At 59.2% G+C, this 25096-nt stretch carries 28 protein-coding genes; 26 read left to right on the top strand and 2 right to left on the bottom strand.

All coding sequences use genetic code 11. The features are described 5' to 3' along the window. The first annotated feature begins 4 nt into the window (after nucleotides 1–4). The 24 genes from ACOCLD_RS15840 (at nucleotide 5) to ACOCLD_RS15725 (ending at nucleotide 21715) form a co-directional block, all read left to right on the top strand. On the top strand, nucleotides 5–358 hold the full coding sequence (locus tag ACOCLD_RS15840) for an Hpt domain-containing protein (protein WP_257778664.1): 354 nt from the start codon (nucleotides 5–7) through the stop codon (nucleotides 356–358). 116 nt (nucleotides 359–474) lie between these two features. Further along, nucleotides 475–1722, top strand: coding sequence for a flagellar hook-length control protein FliK (locus ACOCLD_RS15835; protein WP_422909842.1), 1248 nt, complete (start codon nucleotides 475–477; stop codon nucleotides 1720–1722). 232 nt (nucleotides 1723–1954) lie between these two features. Further along, nucleotides 1955–2485 (top strand): flagellar basal body-associated protein FliL, encoded by a 531-nt coding sequence (gene fliL, locus ACOCLD_RS15830; protein ID WP_392541540.1) that lies wholly within the window; start codon nucleotides 1955–1957, stop codon nucleotides 2483–2485. A gap of 13 nt (nucleotides 2486–2498) precedes the next feature. Next, nucleotides 2499–3470: a flagellar motor switch protein FliM gene (gene fliM / locus ACOCLD_RS15825; RefSeq protein WP_257778662.1), complete on the top strand. Its 972-nt coding sequence runs from the start codon at nucleotides 2499–2501 to the stop codon at nucleotides 3468–3470. A 37-nt stretch (nucleotides 3471–3507) separates the two neighbouring features. After that, nucleotides 3508–3978, top strand: coding sequence for a flagellar motor switch protein FliN (fliN, locus tag ACOCLD_RS15820; RefSeq protein ID WP_392541539.1), 471 nt, complete (start codon nucleotides 3508–3510; stop codon nucleotides 3976–3978). Between the two features lie 2 nt (nucleotides 3979–3980). Then, on the top strand, nucleotides 3981–4412 hold the full coding sequence (fliO, locus tag ACOCLD_RS15815; protein WP_422909841.1) for a flagellar biosynthetic protein FliO: 432 nt from the start codon (nucleotides 3981–3983) through the stop codon (nucleotides 4410–4412). Continuing rightward, complete coding sequence (gene fliP / locus ACOCLD_RS15810; RefSeq protein WP_422909840.1) at nucleotides 4412–5197, top strand: flagellar type III secretion system pore protein FliP; 786 nt, start codon at nucleotides 4412–4414, stop codon at nucleotides 5195–5197. The genes fliO and fliP overlap by 1 nt, the downstream gene beginning before the upstream one ends. Before the next feature lie 2 nt (nucleotides 5198–5199). Further along, the gene (gene fliQ, locus ACOCLD_RS15805; protein ID WP_257778659.1) at nucleotides 5200–5469 is read left to right on the top strand and encodes a flagellar biosynthesis protein FliQ; all 270 of its coding nucleotides are present in this window, start codon (nucleotides 5200–5202) and stop codon (nucleotides 5467–5469) included. Nucleotide 5470: 1 nt separating this feature from the next. Beyond that, entirely contained in the window at nucleotides 5471–6247 is a 777-nt protein-coding gene (gene fliR / locus ACOCLD_RS15800) for a flagellar biosynthetic protein FliR (protein ID WP_257778658.1), read from the top strand. Next, on the top strand, nucleotides 6247–7383 hold the full coding sequence (gene flhB, locus ACOCLD_RS15795) for a flagellar biosynthesis protein FlhB (RefSeq protein ID WP_233686164.1): 1137 nt from the start codon (nucleotides 6247–6249) through the stop codon (nucleotides 7381–7383). Before fliR ends, flhB begins: the two co-directional genes overlap by 1 nt. A 133-nt stretch (nucleotides 7384–7516) precedes the next feature. Further along, a complete protein-coding gene (gene flhA / locus ACOCLD_RS15790) occupies nucleotides 7517–9640 on the top strand; it encodes a flagellar biosynthesis protein FlhA (RefSeq protein WP_392541578.1) in 2124 nt (707 codons plus the stop codon). Between the two features lie 15 nt (nucleotides 9641–9655). Next, nucleotides 9656–10963, top strand: a complete 1308-nt coding sequence (gene flhF, locus ACOCLD_RS15785) for a flagellar biosynthesis protein FlhF (RefSeq protein WP_257778657.1) — start codon at nucleotides 9656–9658, stop codon at nucleotides 10961–10963. Nucleotides 10964–11041: 78 nt separating this feature from the next. Further along, entirely contained in the window at nucleotides 11042–11872 is an 831-nt protein-coding gene (fleN, locus tag ACOCLD_RS15780; protein WP_090252106.1) for a flagellar synthesis regulator FleN, read from the top strand. Then, a complete protein-coding gene (fliA, locus tag ACOCLD_RS15775; protein WP_233686161.1) occupies nucleotides 11869–12615 on the top strand; it encodes an RNA polymerase sigma factor FliA in 747 nt (248 codons plus the stop codon). The genes fleN and fliA overlap by 4 nt, the downstream gene beginning before the upstream one ends. 108 nt (nucleotides 12616–12723) lie before the next feature. After that, complete coding sequence (locus tag ACOCLD_RS15770) at nucleotides 12724–13098, top strand: chemotaxis response regulator CheY (RefSeq protein WP_177480012.1); 375 nt, start codon at nucleotides 12724–12726, stop codon at nucleotides 13096–13098. Between the two features lie 19 nt (nucleotides 13099–13117). Beyond that, nucleotides 13118–13906, top strand: coding sequence for a protein phosphatase CheZ (locus ACOCLD_RS15765; protein ID WP_422909839.1), 789 nt, complete (start codon nucleotides 13118–13120; stop codon nucleotides 13904–13906). Nucleotides 13907–13918: 12 nt separating this feature from the next. After that, on the top strand, nucleotides 13919–16150 hold the full coding sequence (locus ACOCLD_RS15760) for a chemotaxis protein CheA (RefSeq protein WP_422909838.1): 2232 nt from the start codon (nucleotides 13919–13921) through the stop codon (nucleotides 16148–16150). 43 nt (nucleotides 16151–16193) lie between these two features. Next, nucleotides 16194–17312 carry a protein-glutamate methylesterase/protein-glutamine glutaminase gene (locus ACOCLD_RS15755; RefSeq protein ID WP_257778654.1) on the top strand — a complete coding sequence of 373 codons (1119 nt, stop codon included), beginning with the start codon at nucleotides 16194–16196 and terminating at the stop codon, nucleotides 17310–17312. Continuing rightward, nucleotides 17312–18052, top strand: coding sequence for a flagellar motor protein (locus ACOCLD_RS15750; RefSeq protein ID WP_257778653.1), 741 nt, complete (start codon nucleotides 17312–17314; stop codon nucleotides 18050–18052). The genes ACOCLD_RS15755 and ACOCLD_RS15750 overlap by 1 nt, the downstream gene beginning before the upstream one ends. A gap of 12 nt (nucleotides 18053–18064) precedes the next feature. Next, nucleotides 18065–18934 (top strand): flagellar motor protein MotD, encoded by an 870-nt coding sequence (gene motD, locus ACOCLD_RS15745; protein WP_422909837.1) that lies wholly within the window; start codon nucleotides 18065–18067, stop codon nucleotides 18932–18934. 51 nt (nucleotides 18935–18985) lie between these two features. Then, nucleotides 18986–19774 carry a ParA family protein gene (locus ACOCLD_RS15740; protein ID WP_233686155.1) on the top strand — a complete coding sequence of 263 codons (789 nt, stop codon included), beginning with the start codon at nucleotides 18986–18988 and terminating at the stop codon, nucleotides 19772–19774. An 87-nt stretch (nucleotides 19775–19861) separates the two neighbouring features. After that, on the top strand, nucleotides 19862–20722 hold the full coding sequence (locus ACOCLD_RS15735; protein WP_422909836.1) for a CheW domain-containing protein: 861 nt from the start codon (nucleotides 19862–19864) through the stop codon (nucleotides 20720–20722). Nucleotides 20723–20827: 105 nt separating this feature from the next. Next, nucleotides 20828–21307, top strand: coding sequence for a chemotaxis protein CheW (locus tag ACOCLD_RS15730; RefSeq protein ID WP_108490500.1), 480 nt, complete (start codon nucleotides 20828–20830; stop codon nucleotides 21305–21307). A 3-nt stretch (nucleotides 21308–21310) separates the two neighbouring features. Beyond that, complete coding sequence (locus ACOCLD_RS15725) at nucleotides 21311–21715, top strand: DUF2802 domain-containing protein (RefSeq protein ID WP_422909835.1); 405 nt, start codon at nucleotides 21311–21313, stop codon at nucleotides 21713–21715. Nucleotides 21716–21729: 14 nt separating this feature from the next. Here ACOCLD_RS15725 and ACOCLD_RS15720 read toward each other — a convergent pair whose 3' ends face one another. Both ACOCLD_RS15720 and ACOCLD_RS15715 read right to left on the bottom strand, forming a co-directional pair. Continuing rightward, complete coding sequence (locus tag ACOCLD_RS15720) at nucleotides 21730–22059, bottom strand: EscU/YscU/HrcU family type III secretion system export apparatus switch protein (RefSeq protein WP_422909834.1); 330 nt, start codon at nucleotides 22057–22059, stop codon at nucleotides 21730–21732. Then, nucleotides 22056–23594, bottom strand: coding sequence for a flagellar hook-length control protein FliK (locus ACOCLD_RS15715; RefSeq protein ID WP_422909833.1), 1539 nt, complete (start codon nucleotides 23592–23594; stop codon nucleotides 22056–22058). The genes ACOCLD_RS15720 and ACOCLD_RS15715 overlap by 4 nt, the downstream gene beginning before the upstream one ends. Nucleotides 23595–23757: 163 nt before the next feature. Between ACOCLD_RS15715 and ccmA the strand changes: the two genes are divergently transcribed. Both ccmA and ccmB read left to right on the top strand, forming a co-directional pair. After that, nucleotides 23758–24393: a cytochrome c biogenesis heme-transporting ATPase CcmA gene (ccmA, locus tag ACOCLD_RS15710; RefSeq protein WP_422909832.1), complete on the top strand. Its 636-nt coding sequence runs from the start codon at nucleotides 23758–23760 to the stop codon at nucleotides 24391–24393. Next, nucleotides 24390–25061 (top strand): heme exporter protein CcmB, encoded by a 672-nt coding sequence (gene ccmB, locus ACOCLD_RS15705; RefSeq protein WP_108490504.1) that lies wholly within the window; start codon nucleotides 24390–24392, stop codon nucleotides 25059–25061. The genes ccmA and ccmB overlap by 4 nt, the downstream gene beginning before the upstream one ends. Nucleotides 25062–25096 lie beyond the last annotated feature (35 nt).

Below are 25096 nucleotides of genomic sequence, written 5' to 3'. Positions count from 1 at the left end.
GCCGTTGTCCGATATTCACCTTGATAGTGCCGTATTGGCTGCGTTGCAGGATGTCATGGAAGACGAATACCCGGTGCTGCTGGATACTTTTCTGGCTGACTCCGAAGAGCGCCTGCTGGTGCTGCGCCAAGCTGAGCAGGCTGGCGATGCGCAGAACCTGCGGTTGGCCGCGCACAGTTTCAAGGGCAGTTGCAGCAACATGGGCGCGCTGATGCTGGCCGGGTTGTGCAAACAGCTGGAAGAGGCCGGACGTCGTGAACAGCTCGAGCTGGCGCCTGATCTGGTTGAACAGATCGAGCGTGAGTTCGCCATCGTACGCATTCTGCTCAAGTCCGAGCGCCAACGTTATCGGCACTAGTCTTGCTGCGCTAAGCCGGTCTTTGCTGCATTTTCCCGCCGCCTGCTCTGTGGCCAAAAACTTGGCCCGCCCCTTGCAAAACTCTCCGTACGACCAACCCAAAGCGGAGAGTATCCATGTCCGTTGCCCCCGATCTGCTGCTTAAATCGGCCCCAGAAGTTAAGACTCGGGCTGCTGCAGCAAAAGCGCCGGCCAAACCCGCAGAGCCCAGCAGGAATGAGGCTTCCAGCTTCTCTCAGGAGTATGCCAAGGCGCGCCAGGCCAAGGCTTCCGAGCGTAGCGATGCGGCTGCCAAGCCGGCGCGCGAAAGCAAACCAGCGGAAAAGAAAGACGAGGACACGCAGACAGTTGCCGCTGTCGGACAGAGCGAGGTTGCCGATAGCGGCAAGCCTTTGCCGAGCGATCCGGTAGTCGAGGGCGCCGTGCTTGATCCGCTGTTGCTGCTAGGCATTACCGGTGAGTTGCCAGCCGAAGACAGCGAAGAACTGACAACGACCAGCGACATGCTGCCTGTGGCCACGACCAGTTTGATCAGCTCCGGTCCGGCGAGCATGACCGACGCCAGTTTTGATGCCGAATTAGACGCGCTCAACCAGTTGCCGGCCGTACGCATGGCCCTGGAAATGGGAGCGAAGGACAAGTTACAGGCTGATCAAGTGGTAACGCCTGCGGCGCAGGCGCAAAGCGTCAGCCAGAGTCTGCTGGCCAGTCAGGTTGTGCAGGATGAGGTGCCGGTAGAGGGCGATGCCCTCGAGTTGCCCGAATTGCAACTGGAGGCGCTGACGGGCAAGGGCCTTGAGGCGTTGAAGGAGGGCACGGCAAACAACGCGCCGGATAACTTCGTCAGCAAGCTCAACGCGCTGAGTCAGGCCATTGGCCAGCAAACGCCGTTGTCGGCTCGGGCGCCGCTGGTGGTCGGTCAGCCGGTACCCATGCACCAGGGCGGCTGGAGTGAAGCCGTGGTGGATCGGGTCATGGTGATGTCCAGTCAGAACCTCAAATCTGCCGAAATTCAGCTGGACCCGGCTGAACTGGGGCGCCTGGAAGTGCGCATCAGCGTCAATCAGGAACAGAGCCAGGTGACCTTTGCCAGCCCCCATGCCGGCGTGCGTGAGGCGCTGGATTCGCAGATGCATCGCCTGCGTGAACTGTTTGCCCAGCAGGGTATGAACCAGCTTGACGTCAATGTCTCCGACCAATCGCTTAGTCGCGGCTGGCAAGGTCAGGAAGGTGACGGCGGGCGTGGTCGTGGTGGAGCCTCCAGCGAACTGTTGGGTGCTGATGACGAGTTGCATACTGGGGGCGTTGAGTCCGTCCGGACAACTTCAGTCAGTGCTCGCGGTCTGGTGGATTATTACGCCTAGAGCGCTTGCTGCTGTAGTTGCCAGGCTCACTGATCTAAACTGCATTTCGCCCGGCACCCCATTTGTGGGTGTCGGGCGATTTTGTTTGGGCCCGCTGCAAGCGTGTGCCTCGGCCGTAGCGCCCTGCGGGGCAGGCCACCGAGATTGAGCAGGTTTGTTGATAGACTGGCATAACACTTGCTCTTAACCCTTTGAAAACGGATAGAACTCCGAATAACGACGGATTATTGGCATGGCTAAGAAAGAAGCAGCACCTGCAGCGGCGGGCGCCGAGGCGAAACCAGCCGGCAAAATGAAGCTGATCATCATCATTGTTATTGCTGTGCTGCTGGCTGTGGGCCTTTCCGTTGGCGGTACCTGGTTCTTCCTGAGCAAAAAGACTGACGGTGCTGCCGAGGAAGCCAAGGCGGCTGCTGCGGCCGAACCGGCGGTGCCAGTCAAGCAGGCAGCAATCTACGAAGAGCTTGCTCCGGCTTTTGTGGTGAATTTCAATCATCAGGGCCGGGCCCGTTACATGCAGGTCAGCGTGGCCCTGATGACCCGCGATCAGGCCGCCCTGGATGCCCTCAAGGTGCATATGCCGGTGCTGCGCAATCGTCTGGTCATGCTGTTTTCCAGCCAGGATTTTGCTTCGCTGATAACCCCGGTCGGCAAGGAAATGCTGCGTCAGCAAGCGACTGCCAGCGTGCAGGAACTGGCGCAGAAAGAGACCGGCAAAGTCACGGTCGAGCAAGTGTTGTTCACCAACCTCGTGTTGCAGTAATCAGGAGCCGTATATGGCTGTGCAAGACCTGCTTTCCCAAGATGAAATCGATGCCTTGCTGCATGGCGTCGATGACGGCTTGGTGGAAACCGAGGACGAAGCCGAACCGGGAAGCGTCAAGCAATATGACCTGACCAGCCAGGACCGCATTGTCCGTGGGCGCATGCCAACGCTGGAAATGATCAACGAGCGGTTCGCCCGTTACACCCGCATCAGCATGTTCAACCTGCTGCGCCGCTCTGCCGACGTCGCGGTGGGTGGCGTGCAGGTGATGAAGTTCGGCGAATATGTGCATTCGCTGTACGTGCCGACCAGCCTCAACCTGGTGAAGATGAAGCCGCTGCGTGGCACCGGGTTGTTCATCCTGGATGCCAAACTGGTGTTCAAGCTGGTGGACAACTTCTTTGGTGGGGATGGTCGTCACGCCAAGATCGAAGGGCGTGAGTTCACCCCAACCGAATTGCGCGTGGTGCGCATGGTGCTGGATCAGGCGTTTATCGACCTCAGGGAAGCCTGGCATGCGGTGATGGATATCAACTTCGAGTACGTCAACTCGGAAGTGAACCCGGCCCTGGCCAACATCGTCAGCCCCAGCGAAGTGATCGTGGTCTCGACTTTCCACATCGAACTCGATGGCGGTGGTGGCGATCTGCATATCACCATGCCTTATTCGATGATCGAACCGATTCGCGAAATGCTCGATGCCGGCTTCCAGTCCGATGTCGACGATCAGGACGAGCGCTGGATCAAGGCCCTGCGTGAAGACATCCTGGGTGTCAGCGTTCCCCTGGGCGCAACTGTCGCCCGTCGCCAGCTCAAGCTGCGCGACATTCTGCATATGCAGCCCGGTGACGTGATTCCGGTGGAACTGCCGGAAAACGTGGTGCTGTGTGCCAATGGCGTGCCGGCATTCAAGGTCAAATTAGGCGCACACAAAGGCAATCTGGCTTTGCAGGTGCTTGAACCGATCGAGCGCCAGCGCTAACCGTTAATCCCCATTCAACGCCAGCCGAGGAAAAACGATGGCAGACGAAAACGAAAACGAAGCCACTTCCCCCGAGGAGCAGGCGCTTGCCGATGAGTGGGCGGCGGCATTGTCCGAGGCGGGCGACGCCGGCCAGGATGATATCGATGCCATGCTGGCTGCCAGCGACCCGGTGCCAGCGGCTCCGCGTGCGCCGATGGAGGAGTTCAACAGCGCGCCCAAGGCCAACCTGCCGGTCAATATGGACGGCCCGAACCTGGACGTGATCCTGGATATTCCGGTGTCTATTTCCATGGAAGTGGGCAATACCGATATAACCATCCGCAACCTGCTGCAGCTCAACCAGGGTTCGGTGATCGAGCTGGATCGACTGGCGGGTGAACCGCTGGATGTGCTGGTCAACGGCACATTGATCGCACACGGTGAAGTGGTGGTGGTGAACGAGAAGTTCGGCATCCGCCTGACTGATGTGATCAGTCCCAGCGAACGCATCAAGAAGCTGCGCTGACCATGCATAAATCCCTGTTGCTGGGCCTGTTTCTACCTGTTGCGGCCTGGGCCGTCGAACCTGCGGCTCAGGCCGCTGCGCCGCAGGCCAGCAGTGGTATGGGCGGACAGGTGGTGCAATTGCTGCTGGGGCTGCTGCTGGTTATCGGCTTGATCTTCCTATTGGCCTGGCTGATGCGCCGGGTGCAGCAGATCGTGCCGCGTGGCGGGCAGGTGATCAAAATACTGGCCACTCAGCCGCTGGGCCCGCGTGATCGCCTGGTGCTGGTGCAGGTGGGTAGCGAGCAGGTGTTGCTGGGGCTGACGCCTGGCAATATCACTTCGCTGCATGTGTTGAAAGAACCGGTGCATTTGCCGGATGCCGAGCCGGCCTCGAGCGAGTTTGCCCAGCGTCTAATGGAGCTGTTGGGCAAGGATCAGAAGGACAAGTCTTGATGCTGCGTTTGTTGCTGGTTGTGTTTTTCAGCCTGGGGGCTTCGCTGGCGTTCGCCGCCGATCCACCCACGGCCAGCGCCTTGATTCAGTCGGGCAGCAACCCGCTGTCGATCCCGGCGATCACCCTGAGCACTGATACTGAGGGGCAGCAGGAATATTCGGTCAGCCTGCAGATCCTGCTGATCATGACCGCGCTGAGCTTTATTCCAGCGTTTGTCATGCTGATGACCAGCTTTACCCGAATTATCATCGTCTTCTCGATCCTGCGGCAGGCCCTGGGCTTGCAGCAAACGCCGTCCAACCAGATTCTGGTGGGCCTGGCACTGTTTCTCACCATGTTCATCATGGCACCGGTGTTCGATCAGATTAATCGCGACGCCTTGCAGCCTTACCTGAACGAGCAGCTGCCGGCGCAGGAAGCCATTCTCAAGGCAGAAGTGCCGATCAAGAACTTCATGCTGGCGCAGACTCGTGAGAGCGATCTGGAGTTGTTTGTGCGCTTGTCCAAGCGCACCGATATTGTCAGTCCGGAAGCCACACCGCTGACCATTCTGATTCCGGCCTTCGTGACCTCGGAGCTGAAAACCGCCTTCCAGATCGGTTTCATGATCTTTATCCCGTTTCTGATCATCGACATGGTGGTGGCCAGTATTCTGATGGCCATGGGCATGATGATGCTGTCGCCGCTGATCATCTCGTTGCCGTTCAAAATCATGCTATTTGTCCTCATCGATGGCTGGGCGTTGATCATGGGTACCCTGGCCGCCAGCTTCGGAGGTACATAGCCATGACTCCTGAAGTGGCGGTTGATCTGGTGCGTGATGCTTTGTGGCTGACTGCGATGATCGTCGGCATTCTGGTGGTGCCAAGTTTGGTGGTCGGGTTGCTGGTGGCGATGTTCCAGGCGGCCACCCAGATCAACGAACAGACCCTGAGCTTTCTGCCGCGCTTGCTGGTGATTCTTCTGGTGCTGATCTTCGCCGGCCCTTGGCTGGTACGCGAGCTGATGGAGTACACCGAGACCCTGATCATGAATATTCCGTTGCTGATCGGCTGACATGCTTGAGTTAAGCAACGAACAGATCGGCGCGTGGGTAGGCAGTTTTTTGCTGCCACTGTTTCGTATCGCTGCGCTGCTGATGTTTATGCCTGTCATCGGCACTCAACTGGTTTCGGCGCGGGTGCGTCTGTATCTGTCACTGGCCATCTGCGTGGTGATCATGCCGACTCTGCCACCGATGCCGGTGATTGATGCGATCAACCTGCAGGCCTTTCTCTGGATCGCCCAGGAAATTCTCATTGGCATGATGCTGGGCTTTGTCCTGCAGCTGTTTTTTCAGGTTTTCGTGATCGCCGGGCAAATCGTTGCCATGCAGATGGGCCTTGGCTTTGCCTCCATGATCGACCCGGCCAACGGCATATCGGTGCCGGTGATCGGGCAGGTGTTCATGATCCTGGTGACCTTGCTGTTCCTCGCCATGAATGCCCATCTGGTGGTGTTCGAGGTGCTGACTGAAAGTTTCTTCACTCTGCCGGTGGGCAGCGGTTTTCTGGTGGAAAATTACTGGGAAATTGCCAACAAGCTGAGCTGGGTGATGGGCGCAGCCCTGCTGCTGGTTTTGCCGGCAGTTACTGCGCTGCTGGTAGTCAACCTGGCATTTGGGGTCATGACCCGCGCCGCGCCGCAGCTGAACATTTTCTCTATCGGTTTTCCGTTGACCCTGGTGCTGGGCCTGGTGATCGTCTGGATCGGTATGGCCGATATTCTCGCGCAGTATCAGGTGTTCGCCACCGAAGCCCTGCAGTTTCTGCGTGAAATGGCCGGGGCGAGCTGATGGCTGAATCGGAAAGCGGCGCCGATAAGAGCGAGGAACCCACGGAGAAGCGCCTGCGCGAATCCCGTGAGAAGGGCCAGATTGCCCGTTCCAAAGAGCTCAATACCCTGGCGGTGACCCTCGGTGGCTTCGGCGGCATGCTGGCCTTCGGCGGCAGTATGGGCAACGCCATGCTGGACATCATGCGTGGCAATTTTTCCCTGTCGCGCGAGGTGATCATGGACGAGCGCAGCATGGCATTGTGGCTCGCCGCGTCCGGGCAGATTGCCCTGGAAGCGTTGTTTCCGCTGTTTGTGCTGCTGTTGATCGTGTCGATTGTTGGGCCGATTTCCCTCGGTGGCTGGCTGTTTTCGGCCGAGGCAATGGCGCCTAAGCTCAGCCGCATGAATCCTTTGTCAGGGCTCAAGCGCATGTTCTCCACTGATGCACTGGTGGAACTGCTCAAGGCCTTGGCCAAATTTACCCTGATCCTGTTGGTCGGCATTGCTGTGCTGGCGGCCTGGCAGGGCGATCTGTTGGCGATTGTTCATGAGCCGATAGAAGCGGCCATTTTGCACTCGGCCAAGGTGGTGGGCTGGAGTGCGTTATGGATGTCCTGCGGGTTGATTCTGATTGCTGCGGTGGATGTGCCGTTCCAGCTCTGGAGCAGCAAGCAGAAACTGATGATGACCAAGCAGGAAGTGCGCGACGAATACAAGGACAGCGAGGGCAAGCCCGAGGTCAAGCAGCGTATTCGTCAGTTGCAGCGCGAGATGGCCGAGCGACGCATGATGCAAGCGGTACCGGACGCCGATGTGGTGATCACCAACCCGACGCACTTTGCCGTGGCCCTGAAATATGACCCAGCCAAGGGCAGCGCGCCGGTCTTGCTGGCCAAGGGCGGCGATTTTACGGCCTTGAAGATTCGTGAAATCGCCAATGAGCACAAGGTCATGGTGCTGGAGTCGCCGGCGCTGGCACGGGCGGTGTTCTATTCCACTGAACTGGATCAGGAAATCCCGGCTGGCCTGTACCTGGCCATCGCGCAGGTGCTCGCCTACGTCTACCAGTTGCGTCAGTACCAGGCCGGCAAAGGCAAACGCCCGGCGCCGCTGCCAGAGCTGCCGATTCCGCCGGATTTACGCCGCGACGAGTAATTCTCTCTGTTGTTGCGGCGCGTCCGGAGAGGTTTTGCTGCAACCTGGGAAAGTTGGACAGCTTCTTGCAAAACCCTCCCCAAAGGCGTGCTAAGCGTCAAAAGATTGAATTGGCTGGGGTAGGGATGTGGCAATAAATCGCTCGCAAGTGCTCAATGATGCGCGCAGTAACCTTTCGGGGTTGAAGCAGGGCAATCTGGGCATCCCACTGTTGCTGCTGGTCATGCTCGGCATGGTCATGCTGCCTATACCGCCGTTCCTGTTGGATGTGCTGTTCACTTTCAGTATTGCTCTGTCGATTGTCGTTCTGCTGGTGGCGATCTACGCGCTGCGCCCGCTGGATTTCGCCGTTTTCCCAACCATTCTGCTGGCAGCGACTCTGCTGCGTCTGGCGCTTAACGTGGCTTCCACCCGGGTCGTGCTGCTCAATGGCCAGGATGGTCACGACGCTGCCGGTAAGGTGATCCAGGCCTTCGGCGAGGTGGTAATCGGCGGTAACTACGTGGTCGGTATCGTGGTGTTCGCGATCCTGATGATCATCAACTTCGTGGTGGTGACCAAGGGTGCCGGGCGCATCTCTGAGGTCAGCGCACGTTTTACCCTGGATGCCATGCCGGGTAAGCAGATGGCCATCGACGCGGATCTGAATGCCGGGTTGATCGACCAGGCTGAAGCCAAGAAGCGCCGTAGTGAGGTGTCTCAGGAAGCGGATTTCTACGGTTCCATGGACGGTGCCAGCAAGTTCGTGCGCGGTGATGCGATTGCCGGTCTGCTGATTCTGTTTATCAACCTGATCGGCGGCATCGCCATCGGTATCTTCCAGCACAATCTGAGTTTTGCCGATGCGGGGCGTATCTATACCCTGCTGACCATTGGTGACGGCCTGGTGGCGCAGATTCCATCGCTGCTGCTGTCCACTGCGGCGGCGATCATGGTCACCCGCGTTTCCAGTTCCGAAGACATGGGCGCGCAGGTCAACCGGCAGATGTTCGCCTCGCCACGGGCATTGGCGGTAACGGCGGCGGTGATGATTGCCATGGGCCTGGTGCCCGGTATGCCGCATTTCTCCTTTATCAGCCTCGGGCTGGTGGCGGCGGGTGCTGCGTACTGGATTGCCAACAAGCAGCGCACGGTGAAGGAAAACGAAATCAAGGAAGTGCAGCGTCAACAGGAGCTGCTGCCGGCGCAGAAGGCTCAAGAGGTCAAGGAGTTGGGCTGGGATGACGTCACCCCGGTGGATATGGTCGGCCTGGAAGTGGGCTACCGCCTGATTCCACTGGTTGACCGTAACCAGGGTGGCCAGCTGTTGGCGCGGATCAAGGGGGTGCGCAAGAAGCTCTCTCAGGAAATGGGTTTTCTCATGCCCTCGGTGCATATCCGCGACAATCTTGATTTGCAGCCCAATGCCTATCGCCTGACCCTGATGGGTGTCAGCGTGGCCGAGGCCGAGGTGTACCCGGATCGCGAACTGGCGATCAACCCAGGCCAGGTCTTCGGTCCGTTGAATGGCATTGCCGCCAAAGACCCGGCATTTGGTCTCGAAGCGGTGTGGATCGACCCGACCCAGCGTGATCAGGCGCAGTCCCTCGGCTACACCGTGGTGGACGCCAGCACCGTGGTTGCTACTCACCTCAATCAGGTGCTGCACAAGCACGCCCACGAGCTGCTCGGGCATGAAGAAGTGCAGCAGTTGATGCAGCTGCTGGCCAAGACCTCGCCCAAGCTGGCCGAGGAACTGGTGCCGGGCATGATTTCCCTGTCGACCCTGCTCAAGGTGCTGCAAGCACTGTTGCAGGAGCAGGTACCGGTGCGCGACATCCGCACCATTGCCGAAGCCATCGCCAACGTGGCAGTGAAGAGTCAAGATCCCGCCGCGATGGTGGCCGCCGTGCGTGTCGCCCTGGCCCGTGCAATCGTGCAAAGCATTGTGGGACTAGAGCTGGAGCTGCCTGTGATCACCCTGGAACCCAGGTTGGAACAGATATTGCTCAACAGTATCCAGAAGGCCGGTCAAGGCGCCGAGGAGGGCATCCTCCTGGAACCGGGCATGGCCGAGAAGCTGCAGCGTTCCCTGGTGGAAGCGGCGCAGCGCCAGGAAATGCTCGGCAAGCCAGTGATTCTGCTGGTGGCCGGTCCGGTCCGGGCGATGCTATCGCGATTCGCGCGGCTGGCGGTTCCGAGTATCCATGTACTGGCATACCAGGAAATTCCGGATAACAAGCAGGTCACCATCGTTGCGACGGTGGGGCAGAACTAACCGAGGTTACAGGCCATGCAGGTCAAACGCTTTTTCGCCGCCGATATGCGCACCGCCATGAAACTGGTGCGTGATGAGTTGGGTGCCGATGCCTCGATCATTGGCAATCGCCGGGTCGCCGGCGGTGTCGAGCTGACTGCTGCCCTGGATTACCAGGTGCCTGCTGCGCCAGCGCGCCAGCCCAACCCCGCGCTGGAAGCCGAGCTGCGCAAGACCCAGGCGAAGATTGCCACCGCTCAGGCTGAGCTGAGTACCCGCGCCAAGATGGATGCCGGCAAGGATCGCCAACTGTTTGGCGCGGAACTGGAACTGCCTGCCGATAGCCTGGCGGCGGTCATGCGCAAGTCTCAGCATGCGCCTGCCGTTGCTGCAGCCACCGATCAACGTGCGCTGGATGCCATGCGCTTCGAACTGCACGGCCTGCGTGAGCTGATTGAAGTACAGCTGGGCTCGATTGCCTGGGGGCAGTTGCAGAATCGTCGTCCGCAACAGGCCAATCTGTGGCGTCGTCTGCAGCGCATGGGGTTGTCCGCTGAGCTGTCGAAAGCCTTGCTGGAACGTGTTGCCAACGTGGCCGAGCCGCGTCAGGCCTGGCGCATGCTGCTGGCGCACCTGGCGCATGCGATCAAGACGCCGAAACAGGAGCCGATGGACGAAGGCGGGGTGATCGCCCTGGTTGGTCCGGCCGGTATGGGCAAGACCACTACTCTGGCGAAGCTGGCTGCGCGTTATGTCCTTAAATACGGCGCACAGCACATCGCTCTGGTCAGCCTGGACAGCTACCGCATTGGCGCCCAGGAACAACTGAAGACTCTCGGGCGCATTCTCAATGTCCCGGTGACCCTGGTCGATCCTGGCCAGTCGCTGACCCAGGCTCTGGCGCCGCTGGCGCGCAAGCGCGTGGTGCTGATCGACACCGCCGGCTTGCCCGCCAACGACCCGGCGCTGCGCATGCAGCTGGAAACCCTGGCCAGCCGTGGCGTCAATGCAAAAAATTATCTGGTAATGGCTGCTACCAGCCAGGGCCAAGTGCTGAAAGCCGCCTACCATAGTTATAAGCGCTGTGGCTTGGCGGGCTGTATTGTGACCAAGGCGGATGAAGCCACCAGCCTGGGTGAGGTTTTAGGACTGGCTATTAGCCAGCGTCTACCGGTAGCCTATCTCGCAGATGGGCCACGGATTCCCGATGATCTGCAGGTACCGCGCAGTCATCAACTGGTCAGCCGGGCCGTGGGGCTGCAGGCTACCCAGGATCCAAGCGAGGATACGATGGCGGAGATGTTTGCCGGCCTTTATCAGCAGCCCACACGGCGTGTCAGTTAAGCGCCAGGTTGTTGCAATTGAACCGCGCGTAGCCGGCCGAGTGGCTCCAGTCGAAGTTAGACAAGGTGTGTAGAGAACATGGGTATGCATCCCGTACAGGTGATTGCGGTGACCGGCGGCAAAGGTGGCGTCGGTAAGACCAACGTCTCGGTGAACCTGGCATTGGCCCTGGCTGATCTCGGTCGCCGGGTGATGCTGATGGACGCCGACCTGGGCTTGGCCAACGTCGATGTGCTGCTTGGCCTGAGCGCCAAACGCACCCTGGAAGACGTTATCAGTGGCGAATGTGAGCTGCGCGATGTGCTGTTGCAGGGGCCGGGCGGGATACGCATCGTGCCGGCGGCGTCGGGCATTCAGAGCATGGTGCAACTGTCACCGATGCAGCATGCCGGGCTGATCCAGGCCTTCAGTGATATCAGCGACAATCTTGATGTGCTGATCATCGACACCGCCGCTGGCATTGGTGATGGCGTGGTCAGTTTCGTGCGCGCGGCGCAGGAAGTGCTGGTGGTGGTCTGCGACGAGCCGACCTCGATCACTGACGCTTACGCGCTGATCAAACTGCTTAACCGTGACCACGGCATGAACCGTTTTCGCGTTCTGGCCAATATGGCCCACAGCCCGCAGGAAGGCCGCAACCTCTTTGCTAAGCTGACTAAAGTGACTGATCGTTTTCTTGACGTTGCCCTGCAATACGTAGGCGCAGTGCCGTACGACGAGTCAGTGCGCAAGGCCGTGCAGAAGCAGCGCGCGGTTTACGAAGCCTTTCCGCGTTCGAAGTGCGCGTTGGCGTTCAAGGCGATAGCTCAGAAAGTCGACGCCTGGCCTTTACCGGCCAACCCGCGCGGTCACCTGGAGTTTTTCGTTGAGCGTCTGGTGCAGCAACCGATCGCGGACACGGCCATATGACAGCAGCCTCTGGACTTCGTATGTATAGCAAGGCACAGGCGCAGGATTCCCAGCACCAGTTGATCGAGCGCTATGCGCCTCTGGTCAAACGCATTGCTTACCACCTGTTGGCGCGTCTGCCTGCCAATGTGCAGGTCGACGATCTGATCCAGGCCGGGATGATCGGTCTGCTCGAAGCGTCAAAAAAATACGATTCCAGCAAAGGTGCCAGTTTCGAGACATTCGCCGGCATTCGGATCCGTGGATCCATGCTTGATGAGGTGCGCAAAGGTGATTGGGCCCCTCGTTCGGTGCATCGCAACAGTCGTATGGTCAGTGATGCCATTCGAGTAATTGAGGCCAGAACGGGCCGAGATGCTAAAGATCAAGAAGTTGCGGCCGAACTCCAATTGAGTCTCGAGGATTACTACGGCATTCTTGGCGACACTTTAGGCAGCCGCCTGTTCAGCTTTGACGACCTGTTACAGGACGGCGAGCACGGTGGGCTGGGTGAAGACGCTGGCAGCAACCACCTCGAACCTTCTCGTGATCTGGAAGATGAACGCTTTCAGGCAGCCTTGGCCGATGCCATCGCCAACCTGCCGGAGCGCGAGCGCCTGGTGTTAGCGCTATATTACGATGAAGAATTAAATCTTAAGGAGATCGGCGAAGTACTGGGGGTTAGCGAATCACGCGTAAGCCAACTACACAGTCAGTGTGCTGCCCGTTTACGCGCCCGTTTGGGCGAATGGCGCGCACACTGAGTGGCGGTTGCGACACTCGCTGATACCTTGGGCCGGTTTCACGATTAAAGGCGTACACAGGTTGCTGGGTGCGTTTGGGACTGTACGGAGGTCGACTTGGACAAGAACATGAAAATCCTCATCGTTGATGACTTTTCAACGATGCGACGGATCATCAAGAACCTCCTGCGTGACTTGGGGTTCACCAACACCGCGGAAGCCGATGACGGCACCACGGCCTTGCCGATGCTGCAAAGCGGCAGTTTCGATTTTCTGGTAACAGACTGGAACATGCCCGGCATGACCGGTATTGACCTGCTGCGCGCAGTGCGTGCGGATGATCGTCTGAAAACCCTGCCGGTGCTGATGGTGACGGCCGAGGCCAAGCGCGATCAGATTATCGAAGCAGCTCAGGCTGGGGTTAACGGCTATGTGGTCAAGCCGTTCACTGCCCAGGTTCTGAAAGAGAAGATTGAGAAGATCTTCGAGCGGGTCAACGGCTGATGTCTGCCACGAGGGTGCTATGGAACATAAAGATTCCGTTCAAGGTGACCTTGAGTCGACCCTGAAATACAACGCTCGCCAACTGGTAGACAGCCTGGAACAGGGCAATTTTGGTGAAGCGGTACAGCTGATTCATGAACTCAACAAGGCACGTGACCGTGGCCTCTATCACGAGGTTGGCAAGCTGACCCGTGAGTTGCATAACGCTATCGTCAATTTTCAGCTTGACCCGCGCGTGCCACACGCGACCGAAGTGTCGCAAATCACCGATGCCACTGAGCGGCTCAACTACGTGGTAACGATGACCGAGAAAGCGGCCAATCGCACCATGGACTTGGTTGAGCAGAGCGCCCCCCTGGTCAACGACCTGAGTGACGAGGCCCAGAGCCTGAGCGCTGACTGGGGTCGTTTCATGCGCCGTGAAATGAGCGCTGATGGCTTTCGTGAGCTAGCCAAGCGCGTTGAATTGTTCCTTGCCCGTAGCGAGCGTGATAGTGCCAAGTTGTCTACCCATCTCAACGACATTCTGCTGGCTCAGGACTTTCAGGACCTGACCGGGCAGGTGATCAAGCGCGTCACGCAGTTGGTCACCGAAGTTGAGAGCAACCTGCTGAAACTGGTGCTGATGGCCAGCCAGGTAGATCAGTTTGCCGGCATTGAACACAACCACGAGTTGCTCCGTGCCGAACAAGAAAAACAAAAAGAGCCTTCCCGTGGTGAAGGTCCGCAGATTCATGCCGATAAGCGTGAAGACGTCGCATCGAATCAGGATGATGTCGACGATCTGCTTTCCAGCCTGGGATTTTAGGAGCACGTCTATATGAGCTTCGGCGCCGATGAAGAAATCCTCCAGGACTTCCTGGTAGAGGCCGGCGAGATTCTTGAACTACTGTCCGAGCAGTTGGTGGAGCTTGAAAGCCGCCCGGACGACATGAATCTGCTCAATGCCATTTTTCGCGGTTTCCATACCGTTAAAGGTGGTGCCGGTTTTCTCCAGCTCAATGAGCTGGTGGAATGCTGCCATATCGCAGAAAACGTCTTCGACATCCTGCGTAAGGGTGAGCGGCGCGTCGACTCCGCATTGATGGATGTGGTGCTGGAAGCACTGGATGCCGTCAACAGCATGTTCAGTGAAGTGCGCGAGCGCACTGACCTTACCCCGGCTACTCCTGAATTGCTGGCAGCATTGGCTCGCCTGGCTGAACCAGCCAGTGCCGATGAGCTGGTGCAGGCTGAGGCCTCGGTAGCCGAGCCGGAGCCGGAGTCGGAGCCAGAAGCAGAGCCCGAATTGGAAGTGGCCCAGGCCGCAGCGGGGGATATTACCGACAGCGAATTTGAACAACTGCTCGGTGCCCTCGATGAAGCGCCAGCCCCGGCTGCTGTTGCGGCTAGCAGCGACGAAATTACCGATGATGAATTCGAGTCATTGCTTGATCAGTTGCATGGCAAAGGTCAGTTTGTCGCCGACGTCAGCGCTGCGCCAGTTGTATCGGCTGCCCCGACGGCTCCTGTGGTTAGTGGCAGTGACGAAATAACCGATGACGAATTCGAGTCGTTGCTGGATCAGTTGCATGGCAAGGGGCAGTTCGTACCCCCGCCGGCTACAGCCGCTCCAGTCGCCAAGGCCGAACCGGTTGCTGAGGCAGCGGGTGACGACATCACCGATGATGAGTTTGAGGCCCTGCTGGATCAGCTGCATGGCAAGGGCAAGTTTGTTGAGCCAGAGGCGATCAAGCCGGTCGCGCCAACGCCTGCGCCTAAACCAGCAGAGCCGGCCAAAGCCGTCGCCAAACCTGCGCCCAAACCCGCTGCTAAGGTCGAACCGGCCAAAGCACCTGCCGCTGCGGCGGCTCCGGTAGCGGACAAGGCTGCACCGCCCAGTGAGGGAGAAACCACTGTGCGGGTCGATACCGCGCGGCTGGATGAAATCATGAACATGGTGGGTGAGCTGGTGCTGGTGCGTAACCGTCTGGTACGCCTTGGGGCCAGCAGTGCCGATGAGGCCATGTCCAAGGCGGTATCCAACCTGGATGTGGTTACAGCGGATTTGCAGACCGCCGTGATGAAAACCCGCATGCAGCCGATCAAAAAAGTCTTCGGCCGCTTCCCACGCCTGGTGCGTGACCTGGCGCGCAACCTGAAGAAAGAAATCAACCTGGAACTGGTTGGTGAAGAAACCGATCTCGACAAGAACCTGGTTGAGGCGCTTGCCGATCCGTTGGTGCACTTGGTGCGCAACGCCGTCGACCACGGCATTGAAACCCCCGAGGAGCGCGAAGCCTCAGGCAAGGCACGTGGCGGGAAGGTGGTGCTGTCTGCCGAGCAGGAGGGCGACCACATTCTGCTGTCGATTTCTGATGACGGCAAAGGTATGGATGCTGATGTGCTGCGTGCCAAGGCCGTGGAAAAAGGCCTGCTGGACAAGGACGCGGCAGATCGCCTCAACGAGTTCGAATGCTACAACCTGATTTTTGCCCCGGGGTTCTCGACCAAGACCGAGATTTCCGACGTGTCCGGCCGCGGTGTGGGCATGGACGTGGTGAAAACCAAAATTTCCCAGCTCAACGGTACGGTCAATGTGTTCTCGACCAAGGGCCAGGGTTCGAAGATCGTCATCAAGGTACCGCTGACGCTGGCCATCATGCCGACGCTGATGGTGATGCTGGCCAACCAGGCATTTGCCTTCCCACTGGTCAACGTCAACGAAATCTTCCACCTCGACCTGTCGCGCACCAATGTTGTCGACGGTCAGGAAGTGGTGATCGTGCGCGACAAGGCCTTGCCGCTCTTCTATCTCAAGCGTTGGCTGATTGGCAGTGCGGCGCATGTTGAACAGGGTGAGGGGCATGTGGTGATCCTTACCGTTGGCAGTCAGCGTATCGGCTTCGTAGTCGATCAACTGGTTGGCCAGGAAGAGGTGGTGATCAAGCCGCTGGGCAAAATGCTGCAGGGCACTCCAGGCATGTCGGGCGCGACTATTACCGGTGATGGCCGTATCGCCCTTATTCTTGATGTGCCGAGCATGCTCAAACGTTACGCACGGCGTATGTGATTGTTAGCGATGCAGGTGTCTGTCGCATCGTTTAGGAGTGTTTATGGCTGTTAAGGTGTTGGTGGTTGATGACTCCGGTTTTTTTCGCCGGCGTGTGTCGGAAATTCTCTCGGCCGACCCGAATATTCAGGTGATCGGCACGGCCACCAATGGCCGTGAAGCCATCGAGCAGGCACAGGCGCTGAAGCCCGACGTGATCACCATGGATTACGAAATGCCGATGATGGATGGCATCACGGCCGTGCGTAACATCATGCAGCGCTGCCCGACACCGGTATTGATGTTTTCCTCCCTGACCCATGAAGGCGCGCGAGTGACCCTGGATGCGCTGGAGGCGGGTGCGGTCGATTTTCTGCCGAAGAATTTCGAGGATATTTCGCGCAACCCGGAGCGGGTCAAGCAACTGCTCTGCGAAAAAATCCACACCATCGCACGCAGTAACCGCCGCAGCCTGAATCCGCCGCCAGCTGCGCCAGTGGCCCCGGCGGCAAGTCTCAGTAAACCGGCTGTTCGTCCTGCGCCGACCAGTGCCCCGGCCAGTCGTCCAGCGGTGGCACCTGCACCGGCTCCTGTGGCCAGCAGTGCAGCCCCCAAGCGCAAGTCCTACAAACTGGTTGCTATTGGCACTTCCACTGGTGGTCCGGTGGCGTTGCAGCGGGTGCTGACCCAGCTGCCAGCCAGTTTTCCAGCACCGATCGTATTGATTCAACACATGCCGGCGGCGTTTACCAAAGCCTTTGCCGAGCGTCTGGATAAGCTCTGTCGTATCAGTGTCAAGGAAGCCGAAGACGGTGATGTGCTGCGCCCAGGCCTGGCACTCCTGGCGCCTGGCGGCAAGCAGATGATGGTAGATGCTCGTGGCGTGGTGAAGATCCTGCCTGGTGATGAGCGCCTGAATTACAAGCCCTGTGTTGATATCACCTTTGGTTCGGTGGCCAAGTCCTACGGCGACAAGGTACTGGCAGTGGTGCTCACCGGTATGGGCGCGGATGGTCGCGAAGGTGCACGCCTGCTCAAGCAGGGAGGCAGCCAGGTGTGGGCGCAGGACGAAGCCAGTTGCGTGATTTATGGCATGCCGATGGCCATCGTCAAAGCCAACCTGGCTGATGCCATTTACCCGCTGGATGATATTGGCAGGCACCTGGCCGAGGCCTGTGCTTAATGGATGTACTGAGCCTTATTGGGGTCATCCTGGCATTTGTCGCCATACTCGGCGGTAACTACCTGGAAGGTGGCCATGCTGGAGCCCTGCTCAATGGTCCCGCCGCTCTGATCGTGATAGGCGGTACGCTGGGGGCTGCGTTTCTGCAGGCTCCGGTCAGTGTTTTCAAGCGTGCGCTGGCGATTATCAGCTGGATATTCTTCCCACCGCGAATTGACCTAGCTGGCGGTATCAACCGCGTGGTTGGTTGGAGCATGACGGCACGTAAGGAAGGTCTTTTGGGGTTGGAAGCAGTGGCGGATGCCGAGGCTGACCCTTATGCCCGCAAAGGTCTGCAACTATTGGTTGACGGTGCCGAGCCTGAGGCCATTCGCAGTATTCTGGAGGTTGACCTGTACACTCAGGAAGGCCGCGATATTCAGGCCGCCAAGGTGTTTGAGAGCATGGGTGGCTACGCCCCGACCATCGGCATCATCGGTGCGGTGATGGGGCTGATTCACGTGATGGGCAACCTGGCCGACCCGAGCAAGCTGGGTGCCGGGATTGCCGTGGCTTTTGTCGCGACCATCTACGGGGTTGGTTTTGCCAACCTGTTGCTGTTGCCGATTGGCAACAAACTCAAAGCCATTGCTCAGCGTCAATCGCGTTACCGTGAAATGCTGCTCGAAGGCATCCTGTCGATTGCCGAGGGTGAAAACCCACGCTCCATCGAATTGAAGCTGCAAGGCTTTATGGACTGATGGGGACAGCGCATGGCCCGCAGGCGTCATCACGAAGAACATGAAAACCACGAACGGTGGTTGGTTTCCTACGCCGACTTCATCACCTTGCTATTCGCGTTTTTCGTGGTGATGTATTCGATCTCCTCGATCAACGAGGGCAAATACAAGATTCTTTCCGACAGCCTGACCGGGGTGTTTAACCAGCCTGATCGGGCGATCAAGCCGATTCCGGTGGGGGATGAGCGACCGCGTACAACCGAGCCGGATCGTTCACTGGTGGATGAGGAAACCACGTTGTCTGCTGCCGACTCACTGGAGAGTATTGCCAACAGCGTGCGTGAAGCCTTTGGCGACCTGATTCAGTCCGAGCAGCTCAAAGTCAGTGGTAACGAGCTATGGATCGAGATCGAGCTCAGCTCCAGCCTGCTCTTTACCAGCGGCGATGCGATCCCCAACAATGCTGCATTCGACATTATCGAGAAGGTCGCCAAAATTCTGGCGCCTTATGAAAACCCAATTCATGTGGAAGGTTTTACCGATAACCTGCCGATTCAGACGGCGCAATTCCCGACCAACTGGGAACTGTCTACCGCGCGGGCTGCCAGTATCGTGCGTATGCTGACCATGGATGGCGTCAATCCTAGCCGACTGGCGGCTGTTGGCTATGGCGAATTTCAGCCAGTGGCGGACAATAGCACTGCAGAAGGCCGTGGACGTAACCGTCGGGTGGTACTGGTGATATCGCGCAATCTTGATGTGCGCCGCAGTGTGAGTGGAGTTGGCAGCGCCAACGCCAAACCCGATGCGGCCTTGCAACGGGCTGGCACGCAAACTGCACCAGCCCCAGCAGCGCCGGCCCCGCAAGCGGGAGCCGTCAATCCCCCGTCGCCGGCCCCATAAGGGTGGCCCCGTTCTCGGTCAGGCTGTAGCTGTACCGGGAGGATGATAACGATGAGAGTCTGGGCAGTAGCCAATCAAAAAGGTGGAGTCGGCAAGACCACCACATCAATCGCCCTGGCAGGCCTGCTGGCCGATGCTGGCAAGCGTGTGGTGGTGGTCGATCTCGACCCCCATGGATCAATGACCAGCTATTTTGGGCACGATCCAGATAGCCTGGAACACAGTTGTTTTGACCTGTTTCAGCATCAGGGCAGTGTGCCGCGTGGTTTGCCGCAGCAGCTGCTATTGCCCACCAGCCATGAGCGTATTTCCCTGCTACCGTCGAGCACCGCGCTGGCTACCTTGGAGCGCCAGTCGCCAGGGCAGAGTGGCCTGGGCCTGGTGATTGCCAAGAGCCTGGCGCAGCTCTGGCAGGATTTCGATCATGCGGTAATCGATAGCCCACCCTTGCTGGGTGTGCTGATGGTCAATGCTCTGGCCGCCAGTCAGCAGCTGGTGATTCCGGTACAGACCGAGTTCCTTGCCGTCAAAGGCCTGGAGCGGATGGTCAATACCCTGGCGATGATCAACCGTTCACGTCAGCAGGCCCTGCCTTACACCATCGTGCCAACCCTGTTCGACCGTCGTACCCAGGCCTCCATGGGTACGCTGCGGGTGCTGCGTAACAGCTATCCGGATCATCTGTGGCCTGCCTACATTCCGGTGGATACGCGCCTGCGTGATGCCAGTCGAGCAGGGCTCACACCTTCGCAGTTTGATAACAACAGCCGCGGTGTGATTGCCTACCGTGCGCTGCTCAAGCACTTGTTGTCGCAGCAGATCGCGGCACAGGTCGCCTGAGATGAAGGGCTATGCTGAAGAGATGGGCTCAAGTCTGTCGCTAGAGCGGCCGATAGTCTGTACAGATCGTTATTGTGGGTTGTGTTCATGAGTCGTCCCCTTGCCACCGCTACACGTCCGCAACTGGCCTTGCAGTCCTATCTGGACGGCTTGCTGCAGGATGCTGCGAACGAGCTGGCCGATAGTCTTGAGGCGGATGACTTCAGCGTCGACAGCATCAGCCTGGATGAGTTTGAGGCCGCTGTGCTGGAAGAGCAGGTGCGTGATGCGCGCATCACTCAGCAGGTTCCTGTCGCCAAACCGGTGATTGAGCTGGCGCCACGCCCGCTGGTGTTGCCGACCATTGAAATGCCTTTGCCTGCGGTTGAGATGCCAGAGCCGGTGCCAGTCGTACTGGCTGAAAACCCGGTGACTGAAGCTGCGCAGGTCGTACCTGATGCTTTGGTGGTACCTGAGCCGGTGCAGCAAGGGCGGCCTGAGTGGGCCGAAGGGCCATTCGAATGCCTGCTCTTTGATGTTGCCGGGTTGACCTTGGCGGTTCCTTTGGTATGCCTAGGCTCGATCTACCCTCTGCAAGGCCAGGAGCTCACGCCATTGTTTGGCCAGCCAGACTGGTTTCTCGGCATACTGCCGAGCCAGGCAGGCAACCTGAAGGTGCTGGATACTGCTCGCTGGGTGATGCCGGATCGTTATCGCGATGATTTTCGTGAAGGGCTGCAGTATGTGATTTCCGTGCAGGGCTATGAGTGGGGACTGGCGGTGCATCAGGTCAGTCGCTCGATTCGTCTGGACCCCAATGAAGTGAAGTGGCGCAGTCAACGCACTCAGCGGCCATGGCTGGCCGGAACGGTGATCGAACACATGTGCGCCTTGCTGGATATCGCGTCTCTGGCCGAACTGATTGCCAGTGGTGCGGCCAAGCGTATGGCAGCCAACCGGGTACATTGAGTAACGCCAGGCGGTGCGATGAGCACAGCTTTGCAACTATAGTAATGACAGCGGGATATACACCCGCGATCGCCGCCGCGAGCGGTTCATGACGAGGCTAGGGATATGAAGAAGAGTTCTGCACAAGGTTCTGAAGATCCGATTCTGCAGTGGGTGACCTTCCGCCTGGATAATGAAACCTATGGCATCAATGTGATGCAGGTTCAGGAAGTCCTGCGTTATACCGAGATTGCCCCTGTGCCGGGTGCTCCGAGCTATGTGCTGGGCATCATTAACCTGCGCGGTAATGTGGTCACCGTGATCGATACCCGTCAGCGCTTTGGTCTCGATTCCAGTGAGGTCACTGACAATACGCGCATCGTGATCATCGAGGCTGACAAGCAGGTGATCGGGATTCTGGTCGATAGCGTGGCCGAGGTGGTTTACCTGCGCCAATCGGAAGTGGAAACCGCGCCGAACGTGGGCAATGACGAATCCGCCAAGTTTATCCAGGGCGTGTGCAACAAGAACGGCGAGCTGCTGATTCTGGTTGAACTGGACAAGATGATGAGCGAAGAAGAGTGGTCCGAGCTGGAGAGCATCTAAGTCATGCTCGACGCGCTGCTGATCGCGCTAGCCCTGGTCTGTCTGGGGCTGGTAGGCGCATGCATCTGGCTGACTCGGCAGCTGCGTGATGCCATTAAGCTGCAAGGCGAGCGCGATGCAGTGCGTGATCGGCGGCTCAAAGAGCTCAGTCGGCGTCTGGATGCCTACCTGACCGGTAGCGTGCAGATGGGCGAAGAGTTGCATGAGTTGCGTCGTGTGGTTGCGCCGCTACCGGAAAAGCTCAATCAAATCGAGCAGCGTGATCCCAGCAGCCTGTCGTTTACCCAGGCTGCCCGTCTGGCTGGCATGGGGGCCAGCGTGGATGATCTCACTCAGTCTTGCGGTCTGAGCAAGGCCGAAGCTGAGCTGATTAGCAAGATGCAACAAGCCAAGTTGCAGCGTTCCTGATCCCTGAACAACCTTCAAGACGCTGCAGGCCCCTCCAATAGGCGCAACGGCGGTGTGATGTCGCTATCACGCTCACTGCCGGCCGGCGCTTTGCCTTTCAGGTACCAGGCAAAGGCAATGATTTCCGCGATGCAGCGATACAGCTGTTCGGGGATGGCATCGCCCAGCTCCAGGCGTGCCAACAAACGTACCAGTTCGGCGTTCTCATAAATCGGTACTTCATACTCGCGGGCGATAGCCAGAATGGCTTCGGCCAGTTCGTCATCGCCTTTGGCGCTGAGCACGGGCGCGCTCTGGCCGTCGTAGGTCAGGGCTATGGCTTGGCGGGGGGCGCTTTTCTTCATGCCGTTTCGTCCACCCAGCGTTGTTCCAGCGTGGTGCGCGGGCCGCGTGGCGGCATGCCTTGGCTGCAGGCGAGTTCGCCAACTTGCAAGCCTGCGGCACTCAGGCGCTGGCGCAGGCTATCCAGTTCTGCATCGATCAGGCTGACGGTGCTGCTGCGTTCAGCCCACAGCTGGCTGGACAGGCGACCGTGGGCCAGTTGCGCCTGCACTTGCAAGGGGCCCAGCGGATCAAGGTCGAACGCCAGCTCGACTTTCCACAAGGTTTCCTTTTTCTCGGATTTGCTCTGCGCGTTGCCCTCGTCGCGCTGGATCTTGACCTGCAAGGGCACCAATTCCTGTTGGTTGCGCATGGGCAGTTCCAGTTGCCAGGTGGTGAGCAGGTTGCCGTCCGGGCCGACCTGGCTCTGCGCGAGGCTGGAGAGTTGGTGGGTCTGCAAACGTGAAATGGCGGCGGCGGCAAGTTTCAGCAGGGCTTCCAGATCGGCTTCACCGTCCATGGCTTGGAGCAGACGTGAGGGCAGGGGAAAGCTCAGTGCCTGTTGACGGTTACTGGCTTTGCCCAGGCTACCCAGCAGATCGCGAGCTAATGCCGGCATTGCCTGTGCCAGGCTGGCATTGGCTGCGGTCAGCGGAGTACCCGCAGGCAGATTGGGTAGCAGTTGGGTAATCAGGCGCAGCAGATTGGCCTTGAGGTCTGTCGGCAATGCCTGGCCCTGGCCGCCGAGTAATTTGCTTTCCAGCAGGATGCCACTGTTCTCCAGGGCTGCCGCCAGGCCTTTGGCGGTACTCAGCTGGGCGGCGTCGGGCAGTGCGCCGAAGAGCTTATCAATGCTGGTGCGCAGGCCTTCACTGATCTCGGCGTTACCGCGCAGCCCTTGTAGGGCATTGAATAGGCCTTCCAGTGAGCCTTGGCGGTTGCTTTGGCTACCCAGTTGCTGGCTCAGGGCGAGTTGATCGAGGCGCCCGCTCAGCGGTAGAAAGTTCAACGCCTGGCTGCCCTGTACCTGGGCGCTGAGCAAGCTGCCGAGGGGCAGGGACAGTGGGGTTTCCAGGGACAGTTTGCTGCCGGCCAACGGGGTATTGAGCAGATTGACCAGCACCTTGTAGATCACCTGCTGTGAGCGGCTTTGCAGCAACTGCTCGCTCGCCACCACCTTGCCCTGCAGCAGGGTGCCAACCGGCAACTGTTCCAGGTCCAAGCTGGTCAGGGGTTTGTCGGTGCCCATCAGTACGGACAGAGCCAGGCGGGTTTCCGACAGGGCTGTTACCGCCAGGGATGTGCCCTGGGCAATCGGTCGTGGACTGCTGGCTTCCAGGGTGGTCTGGCGACCATTCTCCAGGGTCAGTTTGAGCAGCATCTGAAAGCTTTGCGTCACTTCCTTGAGGGCAATGACTTCGGCCTTGGCGGTTTCACCGCTGGCCAGCAACCCTTGCATAGGCTGCAGCAGTTTTACCGCCAGATCAGTCGCTACGGCATTGGGGCGGCTGCTGGGGGGCGCGGGCGGCAGGGGGCGCGGGCTGCTGATTTCGCTCATTGGCGGGTTACACCCTGTCGAAAATGCCCACTGCGGGAGGTGGGGCTTGGTATGTATAATCGCGCCCCGTCTGGTTCGGCTGCGCATTCCACTTGCGTCAGTATAGCGGCCAAGACTCTGTCGACTTGAACAGCTTTTGCCATCCATCGTGGGTACCGATGCCTTGACCAGTCCTCTTCTCGAAGCCGTGGCGCTCGCCTGTGAGCGGGACTGGCGCATGCTCTTCGAGCGTCTGGAACTGCGTCTGGTTCCCGGTGAGATGCTGCAGGTGGTTGGGCCCAACGGCAGCGGCAAGACCAGTCTGTTGCGCCTGTTGGCTGGGCTGATGCAACCGACTGCCGGCGAGATTCGCCTGAATGGCCAGCCGTTGGCGGCGCAGCGTGCCGAGCTGGCACGCAACCTGTTGTGGATCGGCCATGCTGCGGGCATCAAGGGGCTGCTTACTGCCGAGGAAAACCTGACCTGGCTTTGCGCCCTGCATCAGCCCGCCGAACGTGAGGCTATCTGGCAAGCGCTGGCGGCGGTGGGGCTGCGCGGTTTCGAGGATGTGCCCTGTCATACCCTGTCTGCCGGGCAGCAACGCCGCGTGGCGCTGGCCCGTCTGTATCTGCCGGGCCCGTCACTTTGGGTGCTGGATGAGCCGTTTACCGCGCTGGATAAAGCGGCGGTGGCGCAGTTGGAGAGTCATCTGGCCACGCATTGTCAGCAGGGCGGTCTAGTGGTTCTGACCACGCACCACGAAATGACAGTCAAGCCGGCCGGCTACCGCGAGCTTGACCTGGGGCAACGCACATCATGAGCAATGTTTTTACCCTGCTGCTGGCCCGTGAAGCGCGCCTGTTGTTTCGCCGTCCGGCCGAGCTGGCCAACCCGCTGGTGTTCTTTGCCATCGTGATTGCATTGTTCCCGCTGGCGGTGGGGCCGCAGACGCAGTTGTTACAAAGCCTTTCGCCTGGGTTGGTATGGGTGGCGGCGCTATTGGCCGTATTGCTCTCGCTAGACGGGCTGTTTCGCAGTGATTTCGAGGACGGCTCGCTGGAGCAGTGGGTCCTTTCGCCGCACCCCCTGGCTCTTCTGGTTCTGGCCAAGGTGCTGGCACACTGGCTGTTCTCCGGCCTGGCACTGGTACTGCTGGCGCCGCTGCTGGCGTTGATGCTGGGTTTGCCGGGGCGCTGCCTGCCGGTGCTGCTGATTTCGCTGTTGCTCGGTACGCCGGTGCTGAGCCTGCTCGGCGCGGTTGGTGCGGCGCTGACCGTGGGGCTGAAGCGTGGCGGCTTGTTGCTCGCGTTGCTGATTTTGCCGTTGTACATCCCGGTGCTGATTCTCGGCAGCGGTGCGTTACAAGCCAGCCTGCAAGGATTGCCGGCGGTCGGCCACCTGTTGTGGTTGGCCAGCCTCACCGCACTGGCGGTGACCTTGACACCTTTTGCCATCGCCGCTGGTCTGACGATCAGTGTCGCTGAGTAGACAATAAGCCTGAATGGCCGGTTGATCGCGGTGCC

Source organism: Pseudomonas cimarronensis (assembly GCF_049331905.1).
In the GTDB taxonomy this organism is placed as follows: Bacteria; Pseudomonadota; Gammaproteobacteria; order Pseudomonadales; family Pseudomonadaceae; genus Aquipseudomonas.
This window is presented reverse-complemented; position numbering and strand designations above follow the sequence as displayed.